Genomic DNA, 23,672 nt, shown 5'->3' on the forward strand with positions numbered 1-23,672 from the left:
CTCCTGCTTTCAGCTCGGCTCGGCCCTCTTCATTGCTTCCCAGCTAGCCCTGATCGCGAATCTCCAGCACCGGAATCGAGCGGCGAATCCGCTCCACCTCCGCTATATCAACATCGGCGACAAGCAACTGCGGGCTGTAGCCCGCCGAGGCAATAACCCCGCCGTCCGCATTGACCAGCATGGAGTGCCCCGCGCCAGTTGGCCCCTCATCCTTCCCCGCTGCCTTAGCCCCGCCAGGCCGGGCCGCATCAACTGCCGCAATCACACAAGTGCTATCCAGCGCACGCGCCGAGACCAGAGTCTGCCACTGCGTCACCTTGCCCGGACCATCATTCCACGATGCAGGCAGCGCGATGACCTCCGCGCCCAGGTTGGCCAGTTGAATGAATTGCTCCGGAAACCTGATGTCAAAGCATGTCGCAAGGCCGAGGGCGACCGACGATCCGTCGGCAAGCGGGACATCACACACCACGTGCGCGTTGCCCGGCGCGACGGTATCGGATTCGCGAAACCCGAAAGCGTCGAAGAGGTGGAGCTTGTCGTAGAACTCGACACCGGGGCCGTCCTCATCACGCCAAGCCAGGAGCAGCGAATTGAAGACGCGGTGCATCGTCTTACCGTCGCGCTCCACTTCATCTGCCGGGCGGAACATGCCGACTACCACGCTGATTCCGGCATCGTGAGCGGCCTGCGAGACCTCCGCTACGAACCTATCGCTGCTGGACTCCGCCACGGCATCCAGGCGACCGGAATTGAACGCCTTCATCGTGGCCTCGGGGAAGACCACCAAATCGGCGTTGTCCTGTGCTGCTCGCGCGATAGTCACCTTCACCGCGTCCAGATTCTCTTCAACCGATGCTGACAATTCCAACTGAGCCAGTGCAATACGCATGCCTAAATGTTACCGGCTCCCCCGGATTGACTGTCCTGAAGTTATCCACAGGACGTCGCCGTGCGTTGCTATCGCTCAGAGTTATCCACAGTTCGCTGAAGATGCTCTTCCGCTGCCTTTCGCCACCCAGCAGAATCAAAAACATGGCCGAACACATCACAGTCAATCCAGCTCAACTATCCGCCTTAAGCCGCTCTTACCAGCAGATCTCCACTCGTATTGATGGTCTTTCCACCATCGTCGCAGCTGCCCCGGGAAGTGCCGACCTCACCTCTGCCCTGCCCGGCTCACGGATTGTCCCCGCTGCCTCCACTACTTGTGGGAAGTGGTCGGAATCATTGCTTGCCGCGTGCACAAACATCGACGTTATTGCGCAGACTGCCGATGCCCTCGCGGTCAGCGCTCTCGCGCACGAGCATGACCAGTCCGCCGCCTTGGAAAAGCCGTCATGGTCACGGTAGGCGAAGCGCTGCTGTGGCGTGTGGATTCGCTGGAGATCCTCGCCCGGGCGCTGCGTTCCGGGGCGCGCGCCCTCACCGATTCCGCCGACAGTTCCCAGGGCGCACTCAACGCGCTTTCAGAGGATGACTTCGCCGGCGACAACCGCAGCGCCGCCGAGGCTTCTGTCACCCACAGCTCCACGCGTCTGCGCCGGAGCAGCGTAGCGCTCGAACGTCTCGCCGCCTGCTGCAGCGATACCGCCGCCATGCTTAACGACGTCATCCGCGAACTTACCGACGCGGTAAACCAGGCAACCAACCTGGGGTTTCAGGTGAATCTGGTTTCTGGTGCGGTGACTCCGCCGGAGGGCATGCTGTCTACGATTGCGCGCAGCCTCGTTCATCCCAAAATTCCTTCCGGGCCTTCCACCATGGCCGAATGGCGTGCAACCTCGCAGCTTCGGATTCAGTCGGCCTTGGCTGAACTCAACCGACTCGATGAGAAGGCGGCGGGCGCAATCTCAGCTCTTTCACCACTGGTGGCAAGCGGAGCTAGTGGCTCGGGTAGATTGCAGCCATCGCAGGCTGGTCGTAGTACTGGCACCACTAGCGACAAAGAGATTGACGGTGGTTGGGACTTGGAAGTTGGGAGCGGATGGGCTGGGGCGTATTCGAGTAGCCCGCTATCAGAGATAGATGCCGCCATGTCCGCTCGCGCCAGGGCTTTGGGGCTGCCTCCTGGACAACTATTGGAGTCCTCGCCTGGACATTCTGCGATTGCGTTCGGTGACGTTGAGCGAGCATCGACTGTGATCACTCTCGTCCCCGGTACCAGCTCTAGCGCGGAGGACGCTAGCAGGCAGTTCGAGCGTGTAGCCGCGACCTTCCACGCCGCCGGTGGAGATCCGGAGGATGTGGCGGTGGTGTTGTTTTCCTATGACGCGCCACCCAACCTCCGTGAGGCCATACGCACCGAGTATCACAATTTTGCTGCAGAGCGGCTGCAGCACTTGCAAGCCGGTTTGATTGAGCGTTCCGGTGGTGTCGATAGCGGTGACACTGCAGTTGCCGGTGGCGCTACCGCCCATGCCCAGTCTCCTACTCAGCGACACGTTGTCGCCGGCTATAGCTATGGGGCGACGGTGGTCTCGCAGGCCTCCCTTGGTAGTGGCCTCTACGCGGATAGGGTGCTGCTCATAGCTCCGCCAGGTGTTGGCCCTGGACTGGAGCGCGCAAACGACATGAAACTGCTCAAGCCGGACGGTACAGCCCGACCCGAATATGAAAATAGCCACCGTGTGGCGGTGGCGACGTCCCCGATGGACCCCATTCGTATTCCTGCCGAACTGGAGATTCATGGGAAAAACCCGGCGGATAAAGACTTCGGCGCGTACACACTCAACCTGAGTGAGCGTGGCCTGTCCATGCGAGACTTGGCCGAATTCATGGTCACTCCCGTGCAGGATATTCCTCAAAAGTATCGGCACGTTCAGGGCAACCCACACATCGAACACTACTTTGACGATGAAGTTTTCACTCGCGAGACCAACCGGTGGCTAACTGATAGCTGACCGGCGTCTCAGATCAACAGTTGCTTATCCGCGGCCCAAATTAACAAGCCAAGAGAAAACGGACTAACCAGCCGACGCTGCTTAGTCCGTTCAATCACCCGTGTGGGTTATCCTCCCCAACACGATCACCTCTGCGCCCGCGCCGCGTGCGCGGCTCCCACATCACCACGGCCGTAGAGCGTGGGACGTGAACCAGTTCGCCACGCGAGCGGCGAGCCTGTGCCTTTGCTTGATAGAGCTGCTCTCTCAGTTCTGCATTTTCCTGCTCAAGCGAATCCACCCGCTCAGTCAGATCGATGATGGCCTTAATACCGGCCAAGTTGACGCCGTCTTCCTGACTCAGACGCTGAATCTCACGCAGCAGCGCAACATCGCGTTTGGTGTAGCGCCGACCTCCGCCGGAAGTGCGCTGTGGAGTTACTAACCCGAGTCGGTCATAATTACGCAGCGTCTGCGCATGCATGCCGGCGAGATTCGCGGCTACGGATATGACATAGACCTCAGTGTTGTCGGACATTATTTCGCACCTGCCCACCCCTCACGAGGATTGAACCCGCTAGCACGCTCCGCTTCGACGTAGGAGCGCAATGCCGAAGTGGCATTGTCATCCAAATTGGTCGGTACCTTCACGCGCACGGTCACTAGCAGATCACCCGGAGTGCCATTGCGCTTTGGGATACCCCGACCGCGCACACGCAGTGTTCGGCCATCGGCTGTGCCAGCCGGCACACGCACACGAATCTTGTCACCCAACGTCGGCACAGTAATGGTGCCGCCGAGTGCGAGTTCGCCGAAGCTCACCGGTACCGTGACCTCAAGGTCATTGCCGCTGCGGGTGAAGACTTCATCCGGGCGAACATGAACGGTGACAAAGAGGTCACCGGCCGGACGCCCTCGCAGTCCCGCTTCACCTTGGCCAGCAAGACGAACCTTCTGGCCGTCCACCACACCTGCGGGGACGCGAACGGTGATGGTACGACGACGGGTGGTCACACCGGTGCCGTTACACTGCGAGCAGGGATTCTCAATGCGAGTTCCCTGGCCACCACAGTCCGCACACGGGCTGGAGAAGCCGAAGGCCCCCTTTTGCTCCTTGACATACCCCGAACCGTGGCAGGTGGTACACGTCATCGGCGAGGTTCCCGGCGCTGCACCCGAACCATTGCAGTTCGTGCATGGCGACGGGTTGGTGAGCTGCAGCGGGATAGTGACACCTTGGGCGGCCTCGCGGAAATCGAGCGTAATCTCTGTCTCCACATCCGCACCACGGCGGGCCTTCTGCCGGCCGGCAGCACCAGCGCCACCATTGCGGTTTACGAAGCCGCCCAGGAAATCACCTAGGCCACCTGCACCACCAGCATTGCCACCGAATCCGGCACCTCCTCCGAAGAGATCCGACACGTCGAAGTCGAATCCACGTCCACCGGCAGCACCGGCTCCGCCGGCACCTGCGGCACCGGGGAATCGGAAACCACCTGCGAGCGCTGCACGCAGCTCATCGTATTCGCGGCGCTTGTCCTCGTCACCGACCACCGAGTATGCCTCGGAGATTCGCTTGAACTTATCTTCAGCAGCCTTGTTGCCCGGGTTCTTATCCGGGTGGTTCTCCCGGGCTAACTTGCGGTAGGCCTTTTTAATCTCGTCGAGTGACGCAGACTTAGAGACGCCCAAGTCAGCGTAATAGTCCTTATCTGCCCATTCCCGTTGAGTCATGGTGCATCTCCTCCTTTCAAAAAACTAATTCAAAGAAATCTGCGTCACTTGTGTCTCCGCTACTGCGGATCGCCGATGATTACCATCGCCGTACGGATGACACGGTCATTAATGCGGTAGCCCTTGCGCAGCACATTGGCTAGAACCTTGTCATCCCCTTCGGAGAGATCCTGGACAGCCTCGTGGATGTCCGGGTCGAATTCCTCTCCTGCAGCACCAAACTCCTCAACCCCCTGTGCGGTCAGCACACCGCGGAACTTATCCGCGAAAGCCTTCAGCGGGGTGCCGTCTGCCAAGTCGCCGTGCTCTTCAGCCCGGTCGAGGTCATCAGCCAAAACCAGCAGTTCTCCAGCCAGCTTTGCCTTTGCCTGTACGCGCTCGGCCTCACGGTCTCGGTCAACTCGACGACGGTAGTTTGCGAACTCCGCCGACAGGCGCTGCAGGTCCTCCGTACGCTCATCCAACTCACGCTGGATGGCTGCAACTGGGTCTGCAGCTTCCTCCGCGGCGGTGTCGCCGGCGGCATTTTCGGTCGCCGGCTCCACGTCGTCGTCAAGCTTGGCCTGCTCGAAGACCTCGTTGACCTGATCGGCCAGGTTGGCCGGCTCCTCCGGGGTGGGCTGGTTTCCCTGATCCTGGTCAGTCATTCTTACTTGTCCTTCTCATCCTCGTCGACGACCTCAGCGTCAACGACGTTGTCGTCAGCGTCAGCGGCCTCAGCACCCTCGGCTGCGGTTGCACCCTCAGCTGCCTGAGCCTCGTAGATAGCCTTACCCATCTCCTGGCTCTCAGTGGACAGCTTCTCGACGGCGGACTTGATGGCCTCGATGTCGGAGCCCTTCAGAGCCTCGTCGACTTCCTTGGCAGCCTCTTCAACGCGGTCGCGGATGTCCTGGGAGACCTTGTCCTCGTTCTCCGATGCGAACTTGCGGGTCTGGTAAGCCATGGACTCAGCCGAGTTGCGGACTTCCTGCTCCTCGCGGCGCTTCTTGTCCTCGTCAGCGTGCTTCTCAGCGTCCTTGATCATCTGGTCGATCTCCTCCTTGGAGAGGCCGGAGCCGTCCTGGATGGTGATCGTGTTTTCCTTACCAGTGCCCTTGTCCTTAGCGGTGACGTGGACAATGCCGTTGGCGTCGATGTCGAAGGTGACCTCAATCTGCGGGACACCACGCGGCGCCGGAGCGATACCGCCCAGCTCGAAAGAGCCCAGCAGCTTGTTGGCAGCAGCCATCTCACGCTCACCCTGGAAGACCTGAATCTGAACGCTCGGCTGGTTGTCTTCAGCAGTGGTGAAGGTCTCCGAACGCTTGGTCGGGATAGTGGTGTTGCGCTCAATCAGCTTGGTCATGACACCGCCCTTGGTCTCAATACCCAGCGACAGCGGGGTGACGTCGAGCAGCAGCACGTCCTTGACCTCACCGCGCAGAACGCCGGCCTGCAGAGCAGCACCAACTGCGACAACCTCGTCCGGGTTAACACCCTTGTTCGGCTCACGACCACCGGTCAGTTCCTTGACCAGCTCAGAGACTGCCGGCATACGGGTGGAACCACCGACCAGCACGACGTGGTCAATGTCGGAAACCGGAACATCAGCGTCAGCAATGACCTGCTGGAACGGCTTACGAGTGCGATCAAGCAAATCGGAGGTGATGCGCTGGAACTCAGTACGGGACAGGGTCTCGTCCAGGAACAGCGGGTTCTTGTCAGCATCAACGGTGATGTACGGCAGGTTGATAGATGCCTGCTGCGAGGAGGACAGCTCAATCTTGGCCTTCTCTGCAGCCTCACGCAGACGCTGCAGAGCCATCTTGTCCTTGGTCAGGTCAATGCCGTTGCTGGACTGGAATTTCTCAACCAACCAGTCAACGATGCGCTGATCCCAGTCATCGCCACCGAGCTTGTTGTCACCAGCAGTTGCGCGAACCTCAACAACACCATCGCCAATCTCCAGCAGCGAGACGTCGAAGGTACCGCCACCGAGGTCGAAGACCAGAATGGTCTGCTCCTTGTCGGACTTCTCCAGGCCGTAAGCAAGTGCAGCAGCAGTCGGCTCATTAACAATGCGCAGGACGTTCAGACCAGCAATCTGACCTGCTTCCTTGGTTGCCTGACGCTCGGCGTCGTTGAAGTAAGCCGGAACGGTAATAACCGCATCAGTGACGTCGTCGCCCAGGTAAGACTCAGCGTCGCGCTTCAGCTTCATCAGCGTACGAGCGGAAATCTCCTGCGGAGTGTACTTCTTGTCATCGATCTCGATGCTCCAGTCAGTACCCATGTGGCGCTTGACCGAACGAATAGTGCGATCAACGTTGGTGACAGCCTGGTTCTTAGCGGACTGGCCAACCAGGACCTCACCATTCTTTGCAAATGCAACCACCGACGGAGTGGTGCGCGAACCCTCAGCGTTCGCAATCACCTGAGCCTCGCCGCCCTCGAGGACGGAGACACAGGAGTTCGTCGTACCCAAGTCAATACCAACAGCGCGTCCCATGATGAATACCTTTCTAGAAGAGTAAAAGAATTGCCCTTAAGTCTTACGCGCTCAAGTCTGCATTGCCGTAGAAAATCTGTCAAGCAAACTTGAGTGTGTCCGACTCAATGTTTGTCATGCTGTGCAACGGACTATGGGGCAAAGTTATTCCCACCCGACTCAACTTTTCTAGAAGATTTACCATCAACGCAGGTCAACGCAATAAAAGACTTTTTTTAAAACTATATTCTAAAGCCACTCACGGTAGCCGACAGCGCAATTTTCTATACAAAATTCTGTCTTTGTCCTCCAGGGGGAAATTTCTTAGCACTAGCCCTGGGAACTTTCCTGCAAAGCGAACCGACTAATCCCCTGACGTGTTTTGCAGCCACCGGCTCATCAACAGGCCATGTCCTTGTTAACCCCATGGCCTGACACCAAATCAGCTCTGGCGGCTCCACTAATACATGTCTAACTTCTCCCCCACTTACGGGGCGATTGAGCCAAGAATTCATCCCACTTATTCAGGAGTTTTTCGTGCCTCAGAATGCACAGCGACACCATTTCCCCTTTTTCCGTGGGCTCGCAGTAGCGTCGGCAAGCGCCGCACTAACCCTCACCTTCCCCGCCATTGCATCCGCACATGTGCATGCAACCCCGTCGTCTGCGCCAATTGGCGGTTACGCCGATCTGGCTTTCGGTGTCGGCCATGGCTGCGACGGTTCGCCAACGGCGAAGGTAGAGTTCACCATCCCGGAGGAGTTCGAAAAGGTCACGCCAAACGTGAATGCGAACTGGGATGTCACAAAGGAGTCGACTGGCTCCGGTGAAAATGAAAAAGTACAGAAGGTCATCTACACCGCAAAGGCGCCACTGCCGTCAGACCTGAAGGACTCTCTGACGCTCAGCGTGAAGGTGGCTGATGACGCGAAGCCGTCGACGGTTAAGGTGCCGACACTGCAGACCTGTGAAAAAGGGTCGATGAACTGGGCTGAAAAGGACCACGATAGCGATTACCCGGCCCCAACCGTGGACCTGGTTGAGAAGTCGGAGGACGATGAACATAGCCACGGTCACGACCACAGTCACAGTCATGACCACGGCAATAATCACGGCACCGACGAGACAGAGCACAGCGATAACCACTCGGATGACATCGAGCATTCCGCAGCTGCCACCAGCGAGGATTCCAGCAGCACGCTTGGCGGCTGAGGCCTGGGACTCGGCCTCGTGGGCGCGCTCACCGGTATTGCCGCATTGGTAGTTTCACTGCGCAAGCGAGGCTAAATCGCTTTGACGTTCCTTGAAGAGCTTTCCTGCTTTCACCGACACGGACGAACCATTGAATTTTTGAAACGGTTTTTCTAAGCGAATAAGGATTCAAGGGTCTGGTTTCCGATAGTTAATTGGAACCAGGCCCTTTCATCATTCCGCGACCAAACACCCTCTGCTAGAAAGCTACCGGCCCTCCGGTCCAACCCATGAGGAGCAGCTCAACCTAGCGGGCGAGTCACTGGAGAATGGTCAAATTAAACTGCTTAATCAACGGAGATAGAGCTGCGGCACCATTTGAAATTGCGTCATGAGGGAAGCCGTAACTTGTCATCCCCACTGCATAAATCCGGTTTGGGTCTTCTGGATCCACAGCCCAAACTGCCCCGCCAGAATCGCCATGGTCCGAAATATTTCCGAAGCCGAACATGTAGCTCCCCACAGTCTCTTTGTAGGGGCCGCATGAAAGCCCACTACGGTACCCAAGACGGCAAACGCGAGGTTGTTCTTGCTCAAGCCATTGAGGACTTGCCCAGCCAGCTAACTCCGCACCCTTGAGCATGGGAGTGCCGTGAACATACTTAGGGTCAACAGTCAACTCAATCAATGCATGATCTGTCGGATTGTTCTTAGCCTCCAGATCGAGCGAACTCCAGACAAATTGTCCGACTTTATAGAACTTCCCTTTTTCATCCTCTACGTATACGTTGTCTCCCTTGTTCCCGCAGTGCCCAGCACTTGTAATGTAGTGTCGCCGGGGTTCATCCTTGTTGTACACCCACCACGCAAAAGAACAAGATGAAGTCGAATCATCAGCACCCTTCACAAGAAAGCGAGCTCCCGGCGCAATAAGCGCTGAGTTTTCGAGGAACTCCCATCCTTGACTATTGCGGTAGATTTTCTCATTCTCTGGATTACTAGGCTCCAGCTTGGTCGAACCATCACCCATCCCCTCAACATCGGTGCCCGATTCCGCTGTACCGGTGTCTGATTTATCGGCACTATCACCGGGTTTTTCCATCCCCGAACTGGGCGCACTAGTCGAAGATTGGCTGTCATCGCCCTGAGACTGCTCTGCATTTTCTCCCTGCGAAGTTGATGTTGCAGAGCTTTCTCCGACCCCCATAGCGTTTTTCAAAGAATCTGCATCACATGCAGTCAGCCCCACTGCCAGCAAAGCCGCAATTGTTGAAGCCCAAACTCGTTGCTTGAATGACTTGACCCTCTTACCGTTTCCCTCGGTAACCAAACCGACACTCGATGATGTAAGCGAGCGTGTCCCCATTTCCGGATTCATATCAATACTCCTGTGGCGCTTAGTCATTTCACTCGATGGACCCCACATATGCCCGCGGATGCAAACTTTTGCGTAGGTTTTCGGTCATCTGATGAGCTTTTGTCGCGATTGGACTGTTAGCTTCGTCGTAAGTATAAGAAGAAACCTTCCATTTGGCATCAAAAGGTGAATAAGTTTTCAGCACTCTCTTATAACGTCGTTAGCCCAGCTCCGGCCGCAAGACTCCACAAAACAAATTCCCGACCGCGCTGACCTACCCTGCCGCCGCTTTCCCATCCAGGAAAACACCGATGTAATCGCCGTAATGCCCCACCCGAATCTGGTCTCACGGGTAACCTCGCTTACAACCTGATTTCTATTACCGCTTTGGAGACACGAATATGTCCGATTACGAAAACATCCTTACCGAAACCCGAGGTCGCGTCGGCATTATCACCCTGAACCGCCCGAAGGCGCTGAACGCCCTGAACCACAAGACCATGGAAGAGATCGGCGCAGCAGCCACCGCTTTCGACAACGATGCGGGCATCGGTGCGATTATCATCACCGGCTCGGAGAAGGCGTTTGCCGCAGGTGCGGACATTAAGGAGATGGCGGACAAGTCCGGCACCGAGATGTACGTCTCTGACTGGTTCGCACGTTGGGATGTTCTGACTTCCGTCCGCACTCCAGTTATCGCCGCCGTCAACGGCTACGCACTGGGCGGTGGCTGCGAGGTCGCCATGATGGCGGACTTCATCATCGCTGGCGCTAAAGCCAAGTTCGGTCAGCCTGAGGTTAACCTCGGCATCTCTCCGGGCATGGGCGGCTCGCAGCGTCTCACCCGCGCAATTGGCAAGGCTAAGGCCATGGAGATGTGCCTCACCGGCCGTATGATGGGCGCCGAAGAAGCTGAGTGTGCAGGTCTGGTCGCCCGCGTCGTCGAGCCGGAGGCGCTTCTCGACGAGGCCCTGAAGGTCGCCGACACCATTGCGTCGAAGTCGCTGGTTGCCACTACCCAGATTAAGGAACAGATCAACCAGGCCTACGAAATGACGCTGTCGCAGGGACTGCTCTTTGAGCGTCGCACCTTCCACTCCCTATTCTCCTCCAATGACCAGAAGGAAGGCATGGCCGCTTTCACCGAAAAGCGTGAGGCGAACTTCACTAATTCCTAAGAGTGCGCGGGGGCGCGGGGGCGCAGGCGTGTGCGTGCAGGAGGTGCGGGGTGCGGGACGTGTGCGCGGTAAATGTCGGCGCGAACGCCCACCAGCGCACCACACGCACGTTTTTGCCAGCTTTTTGTAGGAAGTAGCGCCGAATTCGCGGTTACTTCCTACAAAAAGCTGGCAAAAACATTTCAGGGGGGGGAGGCAAGGCCGCACCGGGGCCAAGACCGCCCAGGGAGGGGCCGACGCTGACCGCCGACCTCCCGCCTACCGCCCTACCCCTTCAGACCGGGGAAGTCAGTGTCCGCGTACTCGGTCGAGGCCTTGGACTCGCCGCCATCACTGGCGTGGATCTCACCTTCGCGTTTACGCAGGTCAACACGGCGAATTTTGCCGGACACCGTCTTCGGCAGTTCGTAGAACTCAAGGCGGCGAATCCTCTTGTACGGTGCCAGATTGTCGTGGCAGTACTTGAGGATCGACTCCGCCACCTCAGCGGACGGCTCGGCGGACGCCACCAACCCCTGGGAGGCCACCGGAACCAACTCCGCAGAGTCCGTAACAACGGCGGACCTCGCCAAGCGATTCCCAGGGGCCCACATCGCCAAGACGCTAAACCACGTCTCCTATGAAGAACTGATTAGCGACTACCGAACCCCGGAAGAGATCGCCGAGGGCGCACCGCGCCGAGCAATCGCGGTCATGTCGACTGACCCGGCGGCCCTCGAGGCCGCACGAGCAACAGTCGAAGCCTTCGGATTTGAACCCGTGCCCGTTGACGTGAGCGTCGGCAAGCGATTTAGGCCCGACGGCGACCTTTTCGGAGTGTGGCTATCTGCAGATCAGATGAGGCAGGCGGTCGAGGAATAGAAGCGCCAACTAACTCCTGGGGCTAGTAGCGAATGGCCATGCGACCATCGATCTTGCCCTGGCGCATCAGCTCGAAGACGTCATTAATCTCATGCAGCGAGCACTCCTTAACGGTCGGCTTGACCAGCCCGCGGGCGTAGAAGTCGAGAGCCTCGGCCATATCCTGGCGCGTGCCGACAAGTGAACCACGAATAGTGAGATTGCGGAAGACAATGTCGAACACACTCGCCGGGAACTCCCCCGGCGGAAGGCCATTGAAGACAATGGTTCCATCGCGGCGCGCCATACCAAGAGCCTGGCCGAACGCATCCCTATGGACAGCAGTGACCAGAATGCCGTGAGCTCCACCATCGGTATAGGCCTGAACCGCCTGGACCGGATCCTCATCCTTGGCGTTTACCACGAACTCGGCACCCCACTCCTTTGCGTGGTCGAGTTTGTCTTCCGCGATATCCACGGCGATTACACGCATACCCATCGCCTTGGCGTACTGGATCGCCAAATGCCCCAATCCACCGACGCCGGAGACCACCATAAACTGACCCGGCTTCGTTTCGGAAACCTTGAGGCCCTTATATACAGTCACGCCGGCGCAGAGAATCGGCGCAGCCTCCAGGTAGTCCACGCCCTCCGGTATGCGAGCGGCATACCGCGTGTCGACCAGCATGTACTCGCCAAAGGAACCTTCCTGGGTATAGCCGCCATACTCGGCGTCGTTGCACTGAGTCTCACGACCGGTCCGGCAGTACTCACAGTCGCCACACGCGGACCACAGCCATGCATTGCCGACAATGTCACCCACGCTGACCGAATGCTTTCCAGGACCGAGCTCGATCACCTCACCGATTCCCTCATGCCCCGGAATGAAGGGCGGCTCCGGCTTCACCGGCCAGTCCCCCTCTGTCGCATGCAAGTCAGTGTGGCAGACGCCGGAGGCAATCAATTTCACGAGCGCCTGATTCAGCCCCGGCTTTGGCAGATCGACGTCGCGAACATTGAGGTTTGGCCCGAATTCATCAACAACTGCGGCAGTGAACTGGGAGGACTGCCCAGAACGGACACGGTCTGGCTGCACGGAGGTCATAATCAATCAACTCCTTGACTGGTCGGAAAACAACTGACGTGCAACCCCACGCTTTTTAAAAACGGTTTGCACTAGTATATTTCGTTTCGTTTGTAAAACTGTGGGGCGCAAAAGTCAGCATACAGTGACGCACGCCACACTGTAAACCCTTATTTTTCTAATGAAACATATTTAGAGCATGACCAGCGGACGGAATTAAGAAACCCATTCGTTGCGAAAATCGCCGAAAACGCGCAGGTTACACCGCATAGCCATGATTTCAGCACTAATTACGGCGTTAGTTATGTACACGTCCTTGGCTCGTGATACAACTCACAAGAGAACTATTTTCACTCAGCCATCACCCTGGCTGAGCCAGCCTAGAAGGAACATTATGAGCGTGCTCAACCTCGCCGCAGCGACGGCTGACACGGCGATTCCGGAATCTACCGGATTCACCGTCGCAGTCGGCGTTATTGGCGTCCTGTTGTCCCTGCCCTGCTGGTTCATCTTTATCAAGGGATTCACCCATATGGTGAAGACCATCATGGTGGGCCAAAAGACATACGGTCACACCGGTGAATGGGGAACCCGTATTTGGACCATGATCCGAGAGATCGTCGGTCACACCAAGATGGCCAAGAAGCCCGGCGTTGCTGTGGCTCACTGGTTCGTCATGGTGGGCTTCCTCCTCGGCTCCCTGGTGTGGTTCGAGGCTTACATTCAGACCTTTTGGCCAGCCGGTGGTTGGCCAATCCTCAGGAATCTGACAGCCTGGCACTTCATCGACGAACTGCTCGGCCTGGGCACCACCCTGGGTATCCTGGCACTGATTCTCGTCCGCCAGACCAACCTGGGCAAGGAACGCCTGAGCCGCTTCTACGGCTCCAATGCCAAGGCTGCCTACTTCGTTGAGGCTGTCGTCCTCATCGAGGGCCTGGGCATGATGTTCGTCAAGGCCGCCAAGCTGGCTACCTACGGCGACCACGGTCACACTGGCGCCGAGGTCTGGACCTGGGCGAACTTCGTCACCGGTGGTATCGCACAGGTTCTACCGGCCTCCGAAGTCATGGTGTCCATCTTCGCGCTGATTAAGCTGCTGTCCGGTATGGTCTGGCTCTTCGTTGTTGGCCGCAACCTGACTTGGGGTGTCGCATGGCACCGCTTCCTGGCATTCGCCAACATCCTGCTCAAGCGCAACGCTGATGGCTACAACGCTCTCGCTAGTGCTAAGCCGATGACCTCTAACGGCGAGATTTTGAACCTGGAAGAGGCTGACCCAGAAGTTGACTCCATGGGTACCGGTGTGGTCACCGACCACTCCTGGAAGGCTCTGCTGGACTTCACCTCTTGTACTGAGTGTGGTCGCTGCCAGGAGCAGTGCCCGGCATGGAACACGTCCAAGCCACTGTCCCCGAAGCTGCTGGTTAACCAGCTGCGTGACCACGCTTACGCTTCTGCCCCGTACCTGCTGGCTGGCGAGACCATCGAAACCGCTCGCGAGGGCGAAGGCGCTGGCGCAGCACTCCTGACCAAGCCGCTGGTTGGCGACGGTGACGAAGGCGTCATCGATCAGGATGTCCTGTGGTCTTGCACCAACTGTGGTGCCTGTGTCGAGCAGTGCCCGGTTGATATTGAGCACATCGACCACATCGTCGATATGCGCCGCTACCAGGTTCTGGTTGAGTCGGACTTCCCGACTGAGCTGGCTGGCCTGTTCAAGAACCTCGAGACCAAGGGCAACCCGTGGGGTCAGAACGCTTCCACTCGTGCCGACTGGATTAACGAGGTCCGCAAGGAAGGCGTCGTCGTCCCGATTTGGGGCGAAGATGTCGAGAGCTTCGACGACACCGAATACCTGTTCTGGGTCGGTTGCGCCGGTGCTTACGACGACAATGCGAAGAAGACCACCAAGGCTGTTGCAGAAATGCTTTACACCGCCGGTGTGAAGTACGCTGTACTCTCCCAGGCTGAGGGTTGTACTGGTGATTCCGCTCGCCGCGCTGGTAACGAGTTCCTCTTCCAGATGCTGGCAGAGCAGAACATCGAGCAGCTCGACGAGGTCTTCGACGGTGTGCCGCCGAAGCAGCGCAAAATTGTTGTTACCTGTGCACACTGCTTCAACACCTTCAAGAACGAGTACCCAGAGCTGGGCGGACAGTACGAGGTTGTCCACCACACCCAGCTGCTGAACAAGCTGGTTCGCGCTAACCGACTGCAGCCGGTTGCTTCCGGCCAGGGCCGCCAGGTCACCTACCACGACCCATGCTTCCTGGGCCGTCACAACAAGGTCTTCGAGGCTCCGCGCGAGCTGATTGGCGCGTCCGGCGCTAACCTCGTCGAAATGCCGCGCAACAAGAACACCGGCTTCTGCTGTGGTGCTGGTGGCGCGCGTATGTGGATGGAAGAAACCATCGGTCAGCGCATCAACGTCAACCGCACCGAAGAGGCTGTCGGCACTGGCGCTGAGGCAATTGCCATCGGCTGCCCGTTCTGTAAGACGATGATGAATGACGGCGTCAACAACGTCATCGAGGACGACGAGAAGAAGCCGGAAGTCCTGGACATCGCCCAGATGCTCCGCGACTCTGTGAAGGTCGACGGCGAGCTGCCACAGGCACGTGAGCCGGAGTGGATTGAGCAGCCAGAGCGTGGCTGGGTCGATCCGAAGAAGGCTGAAGAGGAAGAGCGTCAGCGCCTCGAGGCAGAGGAAGCTAAGCGCAAGAAGGCCGAGGCTGCCGAGAAGAAGAAGGCAGAAAAGGCTGCTGCTGCCGGCGCTGGTGCCGCAGCTGCTGGTGCTGCTGCAGGCGCTGCCGCCAAGGGCGGCGCTCCGACCCCAGGTGGCGCTCCAAAGCCTGGCGGCGCTAAGAGCGGCGCACCGACTCCGGGTGGTGCCAAGAAGGGTGCTCCAGCTCCGGGTGGCGCTCCAAAGCCTGGCGGCGCTAAGGCCGGCGCACCGACCCCAGGTGGCGCCAAGAAGGGCGCTCCAGCCCCAGGTGGCGCACTGAAGCCAGGCGGAGCAAAGGCCGGCGCACCGACCCCAGGTGGCGCCAAGAAGGGCGCTCCAGCCCCAGGTGGCGCTCCAAAGCCTGGCGGCGCTAAGGCCGGCGCACCGACCCCAGGTGGCGCCAAGAAGGGCGCTCCAGCCCCAGGTGGCGCACTGAAGCCAGGCGGAGCAAAGGCCGGCGCACCGGTTCCAGGTGGTGCCAAGAAGGGCGCTCCAGTTCCGGGTGGCGTCAAGGCTGCTAAGCCGGCCGCGCAGGCAGAGCCAGCAGCTGCGGAAACCGAGGCTCCGGCTGAGGCTCCGAAGGCAACCAAGGGCGCACCGATTCCGGGTGGCGCACGCAAGGGCGCCCCTGTCCCAGGTGGCGCTAAGAAGGCAGCTCCAGCCGCCAAGCCGAAGGCCGAGGAAGCTACTCCTGCCGAGGACACCGCTGCTGAGGTTACGGCCACCGAGTCCGAGCAGCCAGCAGCTGAGCAGCCGAAGACCGCATCCGGTGCTCCGATTCCAGGTGGCGCACGCAAGGCCAAGCCAGTCGCTAGCGCCCCTGCCCCGGCAGTCGAGGAAACCGAAGTTCAGGAGGCTCCGGCGCAGCCAGAGGCAGAGGAGGCTCCTGCTCAGCCAGAGGTTACCGAACAGCAGTCGGCGGAAGGTGCTACTTCCACCGAGCAGGCCGCTGATGCTCCTGCCGAGGAGACGCAGGCACCGTCGGCAAGCGCTAAGAACCTTCCGCGCAACCAGCACGGAGTTCCGCTGCCAGGATCGGCGCGACGTAAGTAACGCTCGCTAAGTAAGCCAGAATCCGCCCGAGAGGTTATTCTTCCCGGGCGGATTTTTTGTGCTTTACGACGACCCCTGCGCCACGGCATTAATCATGCAAATGGCACTCTCAACCGCACTGACAATATATTGATTACTGCATCCCGTTAGAGATGACCGCGTTGTGGTGTGGAAAGAGGTCTTGGCGTAGTGATTAAGAAATCGCTGTCACAGATAAGAGACTTTCTGAGGACTCCGGGGTCAGTGGAGATGGTCATTGCGCTGATCCTCACTGCTCTCGATGCGCTAATTCTCCGCGAGAGCAACTCTGATCTATTGTTGCCAACCATTATCGGTGGCCTTCAGGTCATTCTTGTTGCAGTGGCGACGTATTTGCCGCTCTTTGCCATGGTGGTTGTCCCAGCGAATTTCTTGGCGTTGACTTTCCTTCCTACAGAGCAGGCTCCAATGCAGATTTTCTGCGCGCTTCTCATCGTGGAAGTGATGCGTGCTAACAACAACAAGATGCCGGCGAGAATCACTGCGTTGCTCTTGTTGGTAATTTCAAACTACGACGTAAACACAAATACGTTCGCGCGCGACCACGTCGCGACCTTTGTGACAACGCTGCTTTTTGTAATTGCCTACGCCATCGGCATGATGCGCAGTCGCTACAAAGAGCAACGCCGGCAGGCAACGATTGAATCTAACCGCGCCCTGGAAGAACAACGCCTTGAGTTGGCGACCGTACTGCATGACTCCACCGCCAAGTCCTTTACTCGCGTAACCATGTTGGCGCAGGCGCTCGCCATCGAGCGAGAAGGGACAGATGAAAAGCTTGAAGAGTCCCTGGAGGACATCGCAGAAACCTCCCGAGAAGGTCTGCTACAGCTTCGCCAGTTGCTTTCACTGCTGAAATCCGCTGACGAAGAAAGCTCTTTGACCTCGGCTATTGGCCAAGATGAGCGAGTTCCTAGCATGAACAGGGTGCTCCAACAGGCCAAGGATGAACTGCAGGAAGCTGGGTTTAACGTTTCACTGGCCACGAGGATTGAAACCGAGCCCTCTTTGACGCAGATTTCAGAAGTTATCTCGCCGGCGCTGTCGGAGTTCTGCACGAATATTCAGAAGTACGGCGAGCCGCAAACGAACGTCCACATTCTGGCGCTGGGCAATGAGGAGGATGGCTTCACGCTCGACATCAGCAATCAGATATCGAAGGTGCTACCGCATTTTCTGCCGCGGGCGATGCTCTCGAGCGGTTTGGGGCTTTCCTCACTGCATCGGCGAGTGCGACCGTGGGACGGTTCCATCACATCAGAACGAGAAGGAAATGTGTGGAATACCAAACTCCACATGCCACCTACCAATCAGTAAGTTACGCTAGCGTAAGATTGGTGTAGTAACCGCCTGTGACGAAGATATCTCTCGAAACGTCCTGGTTAGCGTAGTAATATCGCACAATGACAGATATTGTTCGGTTTTTATAAATTCTATGAAAGGTTCGCGGATGTCTGACATCAAGGTTCTCATTGTCGATGACGACCCACTCGTACTCTCGACGCTGCGAACTTACTTCAAGAAGGCACCGCACATTACCGTGGTCGATGAAGCCAGCGATGGCCACGAGGCCCTCAATATCATTGCCCGCGGTGGCATTGACGTAGTTTTGACCGATATTCATATGCCCAACATGGACGGCGTTGAGCTGCTCGAGCGCATTAAGAAGGTGGAGAATCCACCGAAATTCATCGCTATCACCTCATTCGATACCGATGAAACAATGCTGAAAATCTTGAGCCTCGGCGGAAACGGCTACATTCTCAAAACCGCCCGCCCCGAATCCGTCATTGGCACCGTTGAAGATGTCTTCCAGGGCGGCACCGTCATCTCCCCGATTTCTGCGACTCGGCTGATTAAAACGCTGCCGTCCCGCAACATTTCCTCGTACAAGATCACTCATGCCGAGCGAGAGGTTCTCGGCCTAATCTGTCGCGGTAAGTCGAACCACGACATCGCCAAGGAACTCGGCAAGTCGCCCGGCACCATCAAGAAGCACCTCTCCAGCATGTTCAATAAGTTCGGGGCTACCTCACGCCTGGACTTGGCTCTGAAAGCAATAGACGCAGGCTTCCAGCCTCCGGCATCCGCTGCCGCGCAGTAGCAAAAAGACGGAGTAGCAAAACACCGGAGTAGCAAAAAAGGGGCCTATTCACTTTCGTGAATAGGCCCCTTTTTTACCCGTGCTGAGTGTGGAGAGAGAACTGTGTAACTACTGAATGGTCACCTCGACATGTCGCTCACGCGGAGCCACGCCGAAGTAGCTGCGCCCAATGGGCTGCCACGTCTTCGAGTTGGCGTTGCAGCGGACTGTCTGCCCGGCGAACTCGTCAACCAGGAATCCCCAGCTCAGACGACCAGTTTCGCCCTTGCGTACTTCGTATGGTCCGATCTTCTGCCCGAGGCTCCAAACCATCTCTCGGGAGTATTCCCAGGAGTACTTGCGGTTGAGCTCCTTGCTGACCTTCACGCTGACAGAGATATTGGTCCACCACTTCTTGGTCTTGGACTCCTTAATGGTCTGCGTCAGCGGAATCGGCTCATCACCGATGTCATTCTTCGTAGAAACAACGCCCTCAACGTCGTAGCGAGAGCCGGTGATTTCCACAAACTCAGCCACCGAACCCGGAGCTTCACAAGTGGTTCCCGGTGCCGGACCGCGGTCAACTGCCGCTGGCTTGGGCACTGGTACCCACTCCTCCGGCGCGAACGGTTCACCAGCTCCTGGATTCGGGGCGGCCACTGCTGTCGGAGCGCCGAGTCCGAGCGCAAAGACCGTCGTCAAGCACATGGCGACAACACGCTTTTTCATAACTGCTCCTAGTCGTTAATCGTGGCGGATGCCGGGCCGCCGTCACCGGAGTTGCCGCTGACAGGCGCCCACTGCTGACGGTGCTCGCCCTCCTTGGTGGTCTTGTGCCAGACCACGAAGCGAGTCGACGGCCCCTTGCCGTTGTACTCACCGAAGTAGGGCTCACCGCGCCACAGGCCGGTCTTCTGATCGCAGGTGCGGACACGGCCAATAAAGGATTTCATGTGCACGCCGTAGTCTGCGCGAACGGTCTCACCAGGGTTGACGGTCACCGGGCCCAGCTTGTCGCCAACCGACCACTGACTGACCTCGACGATGCCGTACTTGTTCTTCACCCCGTGGAGGAACACGTCCCACATATTTCCGGAGCTCATGGCCTTCACGGACTCGTTGACCCCCTCTGTCACCTCGAGGGTGTACTGAATCGGGCGGTCAGTGCGGTTGGTGAATGAGTTAGTGCCGTTGTAGCGGTCCCATTCGTCGGTAATCCACTGTTCCCAGGGGTGACGCTTGGCATCCTTGACCGGGTCACATTTATCCGTATTGGTGAAACCGGTGTGGTGCTCATCCTGGTCGGGGGTCTGGGTCAGCGGGGTCGCCGCGACCTGTCCGACGATGCCTGGTGCAAGAAGACTTGCACCCATCACCGCGCAGGCCAGGGCCTTCTTTTTCAGGCTCAACATGGAGAAACTTCCTTCTACTTCGAGGTCTTAAAGAGGCTCAGCCCGTCTTAGACGGCGTACTCCTTGACCTGCGGAGCAGCACCGTCCACGGAGCGATCAGCTTCGTTGGCGCGCATGGAAACGCGAATGTGACGCTCCTTCGGGATGGTGCCCCAGTACGGACGACCTGCGTCAATCCACTTTCCACCCTTGCAGGTCAGGTGAGTGCCTTCGAAGGACTGGTTCAGGAAGCCATACTCCAGAACACCGGTGTAGCCCGGCTTGACCGGGTACGGGCCGAGGGTCTGGCCAACTTCCCAGGTCTGAGTGGACTGGTAGCCGGCGCTGAAGGTGACATGGAAGAGCTTGAGCAGGTCGAAGTCGACCGAACCGCCGACGTTCCAGGACTTGGTCTTGCCTTCCTTGAGGGTCTGGGTCAGCGGCAGGTCGGTATCGCCGTAGTTAGCGACGGTGGCGGTACCTTCGACCTCGAACTTCGAGCCGGTGATCTTCAGAGACTGGCCGGACTGGCCTTCAACGGAGCAAGTGCCACCGACGGTGCCCGGGGTGGGGGCTGGGGCAGCTTCGGCCATCGGGGCGACAGCCAGCGAGGACATGGTAACCAGGGCTGCAATGGAGCCGGAGAGCAGGGTCTTCTTCACGGCGAAATCCTTTCAGGGTGTGACGAGCAACTCGTAAGGAAATACTTGAACTAACACCTGCTAAGGTAAGTCGAAATTCAGCCTTTTGTAATGGAAAATTTTCGACTCGCTTTACGACGGCCACAGCGATTATCCACATAGTAAAAATGGAATCCCACCGATTTCTACCTTGCGAAAATACGGTATATAACAGCGTTTGACCAGTGATTATGAGCGCCACAATAAGATTTCAGCGATTAATTTAATCGCATTAGAACTACGCCTTTTGAACCAATTCAAAAATGCCTTGGTCGACCACTTGGTATTGGGCAATCAACATTTCGGCCACTACCCCACCTACATAAAGACACCATAGAGTAGCCGAATGGCCACCCCCGGGAGCGGGCAGACGAAGGGCCCCTCACGCTTCACACTCTTGATTAAATAGTTATGATTTCTTTATTAATCACTGGCGAAGTCCGGCAGTCCACAAAGCCCTGACACTTTGCCGAGGCAGATATCTTTCGGAGTACTACCTAATGTTTCGACGCACTTCTGTTCTTGCTACCACCATTGCATCCGCAGCACTTTCCCTAGGCGCGCTGACCGGCACCCCGGCCGCTGCCGCTACCGCTGCACCGACAACCGCAACCAGCAGCGATGAACTACAGGTCAAGGAATACGCTCTTTCCGATACCTTCTCTTGCGACTACTACAACCTTCCGTGGTGCCGCTAAACAGCGGACGCATCGCATACTCCAGCACCAATGAATGCCGCGCTGTGCCAGCCGTCGCAGCAATAATGACCGGCATGGAGGTCAGCGCATCCTTATCCAGGGCGTCGAAAAACATCTTGAAAAGCCCCCGAGTAGGATGCCGCGAACACTGGGGTCGCGGCAATCAACCCATCAGCACAGCTGACAGTATCGAGGGCGGTGCGCAATTTTTCGTCGTAAAGCCCTGTGGACATCACAGTGCCGAGACTGACAGCGAGTTCGCGCAGCTCAATGTACTCGATCTCGAGACCTTCGCCGCGCTTGGAGACCTGCACGTCAACAGCTTCCGCGATGCGATTCGCGAGGATGCGCGTGGTCGATGGGTCGGAAACGCCAGCGCTTACTACGACAAGCTTTCTCACTGCTGATTCCTTTCCGCCGGGCGGACCAGCAGGTGCGGGGAATCTGCGCCTTCGGCGACGAGCGAGGCGTGCGTCGGCGGGTCGGAGGGCACGTGTGCCGGACGGCGGCGCTCGAACTCTTCACGCAGGACCGGAACGATTTCGGTTCCCAGGATCTCAACCTGCTCCAACGCCATCTCCAGCGGCAGGCCGGCGTGATCGATGAGGAAAAGCTGGCGCTGGTAGTCACCAACGGCATCTGCATAGCCCAGGTAACGTTCGATGATTTGCTCAGGCGTGCCGACGGTCAGTGGAGTGATGTTCTCGAATTCTTCCAACGATGGCCCATGTCCATAGACCGGGGCATTGTCGAAGTAGGGGCGGAAAATTTCCTTGGCTTTCTTCTCCGTCTCAGCAGCGAAGACCTGCCCACCAAGTCCGACAATTGCCTGATCAGCAGCACCATGACCGTAGTGCTCAAAGCGCTGGCGGTAGAGATTGACCATGGCTGTGGTGTGCTCGATATTCCAGAAAATGTGGTTATGGAAGAAGCCGTCCCCATAGAAGGCGGCCTGCTCAGCAATCTCGGTGGACCGAATTGAGCCATGCCACACGAAAGGCGCTACCCCGTCGAGCGGACGCGGAGTGGACGTAAAGGACTGCAGCGGAGTGCGGAATTGACCTTGCCAATCCACATTTTCCTCACGCCAAAGGGTGCGCAATAGGTGGTAATTCTCAATGGCCAGCGGAATCCCCTTGCGGATATCCTTGCCAAACCACGGATAAACCGGCCCCGTGTTGCCGCGGCCCATCATGAGATCCATGCGGCCTTCGGAAAGGTGCTGGAGGTAGGCGTAATCCTCGGCGATGCGCACGGGGTCGGTGGTGGTAATCAGCGTTGTCGAGGTCGACAGAATCAGATTTTCGGTCTGCGCTGCGAGGTTCGCTAGCAGAATCGGCGGGTTCGCCGGGGCCACAAACGGTGGATTGTGGTGCTGGCCGGTAGCAAATACATCAAGGCCGACCTCTTCGGCCTTCTTCGCTAGCGCGACAGTTGCCTTAATTCGCTCATGTTCAGTAGGGATTTGTCCGGTCGTGGGATCTTTTGTGACGTCGCCAATTGTAAAAACTCCGAATTGCATGGCTCCATATTAAGACCTTTTTGTTGACACGTCATCTCTCCCTGGCTTATAGTTGATACGTCAACACCGGAAGTTGGTTCCGGCGGACAAAAATACTTCGAAACATTCGAGATACTTTTAACTTTTAGGAGATTCACCATGGCTCTTCAGTCTGGTAACTACGTTCTTGATGCACAGCACTCCACCGTTGGATTCACCGTTCGTCACGCTATGATCACTAAGGTCCACGGTCAGTTCACTGAGTTTGAGTCCGTTATTAATTTTGACGCCGACAAGCCGGAGAATTCCACGGCAAAGGCGACCATTCAGGCGAACTCCATCAACACCAACAATGAAGAGCGCGACAACCACCTGCGCTCGAAGGACTTCTTCGGCACCGACGAAAACCCGACCTTCGAGTTCGTTTCCACCGCTATCGAGCTCCAGAGCGAAGAAAAGGCCACCGTTACCGGCGACCTGACCATCAACGGCATTACCAAGCCGATCACCCTGGATGTCGATATTTTCGGCTCCGCTGAAGACCCATGGGGTCAGACTCGCGTTGGTTTCGAGGCAGCCACCAAGATTGACCGGACCGATTTCGGTATCGATTACAACGCTCCTATTAAGACTGGCGGCCTGCTCCTTGGCAATGAGATTTCCCTGCAGATCGACGGCTCCGCAGTCAAGCAGTAACTAGCAGCCGGAACCCAGCAGCCAGAACCCCAGAAAAGCGTCCTGCATCCTCATGCAGGGCGCTTTT

General features: G+C 57.8%; 21 protein-coding genes and 2 pseudogenes. 10 read left to right on the top strand and 13 right to left on the bottom strand.

The window, feature by feature from the left end:
- Window positions 1-43 precede the first annotated feature (43 nt).
- Entirely contained in the window at window positions 44-892 is an 849-nt protein-coding gene (locus tag HMPREF3042_RS04025) for a nitrilase-related carbon-nitrogen hydrolase (protein ID WP_070607431.1), read from the bottom strand.
- A 143-nt stretch (window positions 893-1,035) separates the two neighbouring features.
- Between HMPREF3042_RS04025 and HMPREF3042_RS04030 the strand changes: the two genes are divergently transcribed.
- Window positions 1,036-1,353 (top strand): hypothetical protein, encoded by a 318-nt coding sequence (locus tag HMPREF3042_RS04030; protein ID WP_070607428.1) that lies wholly within the window; start codon window positions 1,036-1,038, stop codon window positions 1,351-1,353.
- Window positions 1,341-2,903, top strand: a complete 1,563-nt coding sequence (locus tag HMPREF3042_RS04035; RefSeq protein WP_070856118.1) for an alpha/beta hydrolase — start codon at window positions 1,341-1,343, stop codon at window positions 2,901-2,903. The genes HMPREF3042_RS04030 and HMPREF3042_RS04035 overlap by 13 nt, the downstream gene beginning before the upstream one ends.
- A gap of 94 nt (window positions 2,904-2,997) precedes the next feature.
- On the opposite strand, the gene HMPREF3042_RS04040 is transcribed toward HMPREF3042_RS04035, so the two are convergent.
- Genes HMPREF3042_RS04040 through dnaK form a run of 4 tightly spaced genes read right to left on the bottom strand, consistent with a single transcriptional unit; the run spans window position 2,998 to window position 7,107 of the window.
- On the bottom strand, window positions 2,998-3,420 hold the full coding sequence (locus HMPREF3042_RS04040; RefSeq protein ID WP_038626791.1) for a heat shock protein transcriptional repressor HspR: 423 nt from the start codon (window positions 3,418-3,420) through the stop codon (window positions 2,998-3,000).
- Window positions 3,420-4,616: a molecular chaperone DnaJ gene (gene dnaJ / locus HMPREF3042_RS04045; protein ID WP_070856119.1), complete on the bottom strand. Its 1,197-nt coding sequence runs from the start codon at window positions 4,614-4,616 to the stop codon at window positions 3,420-3,422. Before dnaJ ends, HMPREF3042_RS04040 begins: the two co-directional genes overlap by 1 nt.
- Window positions 4,617-4,675: 59 nt before the next feature.
- Window positions 4,676-5,263, bottom strand: coding sequence for a nucleotide exchange factor GrpE (gene grpE / locus HMPREF3042_RS04050; RefSeq protein WP_038626795.1), 588 nt, complete (start codon window positions 5,261-5,263; stop codon window positions 4,676-4,678).
- A gap of 2 nt (window positions 5,264-5,265) precedes the next feature.
- A complete protein-coding gene (gene dnaK, locus HMPREF3042_RS04055; protein WP_016421564.1) occupies window positions 5,266-7,107 on the bottom strand; it encodes a molecular chaperone DnaK in 1,842 nt (613 codons plus the stop codon).
- A gap of 516 nt (window positions 7,108-7,623) precedes the next feature.
- Here dnaK and HMPREF3042_RS04060 point away from each other — a divergent pair.
- The gene (locus tag HMPREF3042_RS04060; RefSeq protein WP_246822310.1) at window positions 7,624-8,298 is read left to right on the top strand and encodes a YcnI family protein; all 675 of its coding nucleotides are present in this window, start codon (window positions 7,624-7,626) and stop codon (window positions 8,296-8,298) included.
- Window positions 8,299-8,596: 298 nt separating this feature from the next.
- On the opposite strand, the gene HMPREF3042_RS04065 is transcribed toward HMPREF3042_RS04060, so the two are convergent.
- Window positions 8,597-9,655 (bottom strand): chymotrypsin family serine protease, encoded by a 1,059-nt coding sequence (locus HMPREF3042_RS04065; RefSeq protein WP_070856120.1) that lies wholly within the window; start codon window positions 9,653-9,655, stop codon window positions 8,597-8,599.
- 380 nt (window positions 9,656-10,035) lie between these two features.
- Here HMPREF3042_RS04065 and HMPREF3042_RS04070 point away from each other — a divergent pair, with 380 nt between their 5' ends.
- Window positions 10,036-10,812, top strand: coding sequence for an enoyl-CoA hydratase (locus HMPREF3042_RS04070; protein ID WP_070833503.1), 777 nt, complete (start codon window positions 10,036-10,038; stop codon window positions 10,810-10,812).
- A gap of 266 nt (window positions 10,813-11,078) precedes the next feature.
- Here HMPREF3042_RS04070 and HMPREF3042_RS04075 read toward each other — a convergent pair.
- Window positions 11,079-11,309 (bottom strand): annotated as a pseudogene (locus tag HMPREF3042_RS04075) (AMP-dependent synthetase); the annotation flags it as partial.
- On the opposite strand from HMPREF3042_RS04075, the gene HMPREF3042_RS10775 reads away from it, so the two are divergent.
- Window positions 11,275-11,673: an NAD(P)-binding domain-containing protein gene (locus HMPREF3042_RS10775; RefSeq protein WP_141764778.1), complete on the top strand. Its 399-nt coding sequence runs from the start codon at window positions 11,275-11,277 to the stop codon at window positions 11,671-11,673. The pseudogene HMPREF3042_RS04075 and the gene HMPREF3042_RS10775 overlap by 35 nt on opposite strands.
- 22 nt (window positions 11,674-11,695) lie before the next feature.
- Here the strand turns inward: HMPREF3042_RS10775 and adhP are convergent, their stop codons facing one another.
- Complete coding sequence (adhP, locus tag HMPREF3042_RS04080) at window positions 11,696-12,757, bottom strand: alcohol dehydrogenase AdhP (protein ID WP_070856122.1); 1,062 nt, start codon at window positions 12,755-12,757, stop codon at window positions 11,696-11,698.
- A gap of 373 nt (window positions 12,758-13,130) precedes the next feature.
- Here adhP and HMPREF3042_RS04085 point away from each other — a divergent pair, with 373 nt between their 5' ends.
- From HMPREF3042_RS04085 to HMPREF3042_RS04095, 3 genes are all read left to right on the top strand, one after another.
- Window positions 13,131-16,517, top strand: a complete 3,387-nt coding sequence (locus HMPREF3042_RS04085) for a (Fe-S)-binding protein (protein ID WP_070856123.1) — start codon at window positions 13,131-13,133, stop codon at window positions 16,515-16,517.
- Between the two features lie 249 nt (window positions 16,518-16,766).
- Complete coding sequence (locus HMPREF3042_RS04090; protein WP_246815107.1) at window positions 16,767-17,873, top strand: histidine kinase; 1,107 nt, start codon at window positions 16,767-16,769, stop codon at window positions 17,871-17,873.
- Between the two features lie 133 nt (window positions 17,874-18,006).
- Window positions 18,007-18,660, top strand: a complete 654-nt coding sequence (locus tag HMPREF3042_RS04095; RefSeq protein WP_070429401.1) for a response regulator transcription factor — start codon at window positions 18,007-18,009, stop codon at window positions 18,658-18,660.
- 108 nt (window positions 18,661-18,768) lie between these two features.
- Here the strand turns inward: HMPREF3042_RS04095 and HMPREF3042_RS04100 are convergent, their stop codons facing one another.
- From HMPREF3042_RS04100 to HMPREF3042_RS04110, 3 genes are read right to left on the bottom strand one after another with little or no spacing between them, the layout of a single operon-like run.
- Window positions 18,769-19,368, bottom strand: a complete 600-nt coding sequence (locus HMPREF3042_RS04100) for a hypothetical protein (RefSeq protein ID WP_038626812.1) — start codon at window positions 19,366-19,368, stop codon at window positions 18,769-18,771.
- A gap of 8 nt (window positions 19,369-19,376) precedes the next feature.
- Window positions 19,377-20,051, bottom strand: a complete 675-nt coding sequence (locus tag HMPREF3042_RS04105) for a hypothetical protein (RefSeq protein WP_016421573.1) — start codon at window positions 20,049-20,051, stop codon at window positions 19,377-19,379.
- A 47-nt stretch (window positions 20,052-20,098) separates the two neighbouring features.
- The gene (locus HMPREF3042_RS04110) at window positions 20,099-20,692 is read right to left on the bottom strand and encodes a hypothetical protein (protein WP_016421574.1); all 594 of its coding nucleotides are present in this window, start codon (window positions 20,690-20,692) and stop codon (window positions 20,099-20,101) included.
- 518 nt (window positions 20,693-21,210) lie between these two features.
- On the opposite strand from HMPREF3042_RS04110, the gene HMPREF3042_RS04115 reads away from it, so the two are divergent.
- Complete coding sequence (locus tag HMPREF3042_RS04115; protein WP_070856124.1) at window positions 21,211-21,408, top strand: hypothetical protein; 198 nt, start codon at window positions 21,211-21,213, stop codon at window positions 21,406-21,408.
- Here the strand turns inward: HMPREF3042_RS04115 and HMPREF3042_RS04120 are convergent.
- Together HMPREF3042_RS04120 and HMPREF3042_RS04125 are read right to left on the bottom strand one after the other, a co-directional pair.
- Window positions 21,404-21,809 (bottom strand): annotated as a pseudogene (locus tag HMPREF3042_RS04120) (CE1759 family FMN reductase); the annotation flags it as partial. The gene HMPREF3042_RS04115 and the pseudogene HMPREF3042_RS04120 overlap by 5 nt on opposite strands.
- The gene (locus HMPREF3042_RS04125) at window positions 21,806-22,930 is read right to left on the bottom strand and encodes a CE1758 family FMN-dependent luciferase-like monooxygenase (protein WP_070856125.1); all 1,125 of its coding nucleotides are present in this window, start codon (window positions 22,928-22,930) and stop codon (window positions 21,806-21,808) included. The gene HMPREF3042_RS04125 and the pseudogene HMPREF3042_RS04120, both read right to left, overlap by 4 nt.
- A gap of 138 nt (window positions 22,931-23,068) precedes the next feature.
- On the opposite strand from HMPREF3042_RS04125, the gene HMPREF3042_RS04130 reads away from it, so the two are divergent.
- Window positions 23,069-23,605, top strand: coding sequence for a YceI family protein (locus tag HMPREF3042_RS04130; protein ID WP_070856126.1), 537 nt, complete (start codon window positions 23,069-23,071; stop codon window positions 23,603-23,605).
- Window positions 23,606-23,672: the final 67 nt, after the last annotated feature.

The organism is Corynebacterium sp. HMSC074C05 (assembly GCF_001838325.1).
Classification (GTDB): domain Bacteria; phylum Actinomycetota; class Actinomycetes; order Mycobacteriales; family Mycobacteriaceae; genus Corynebacterium; species Corynebacterium amycolatum.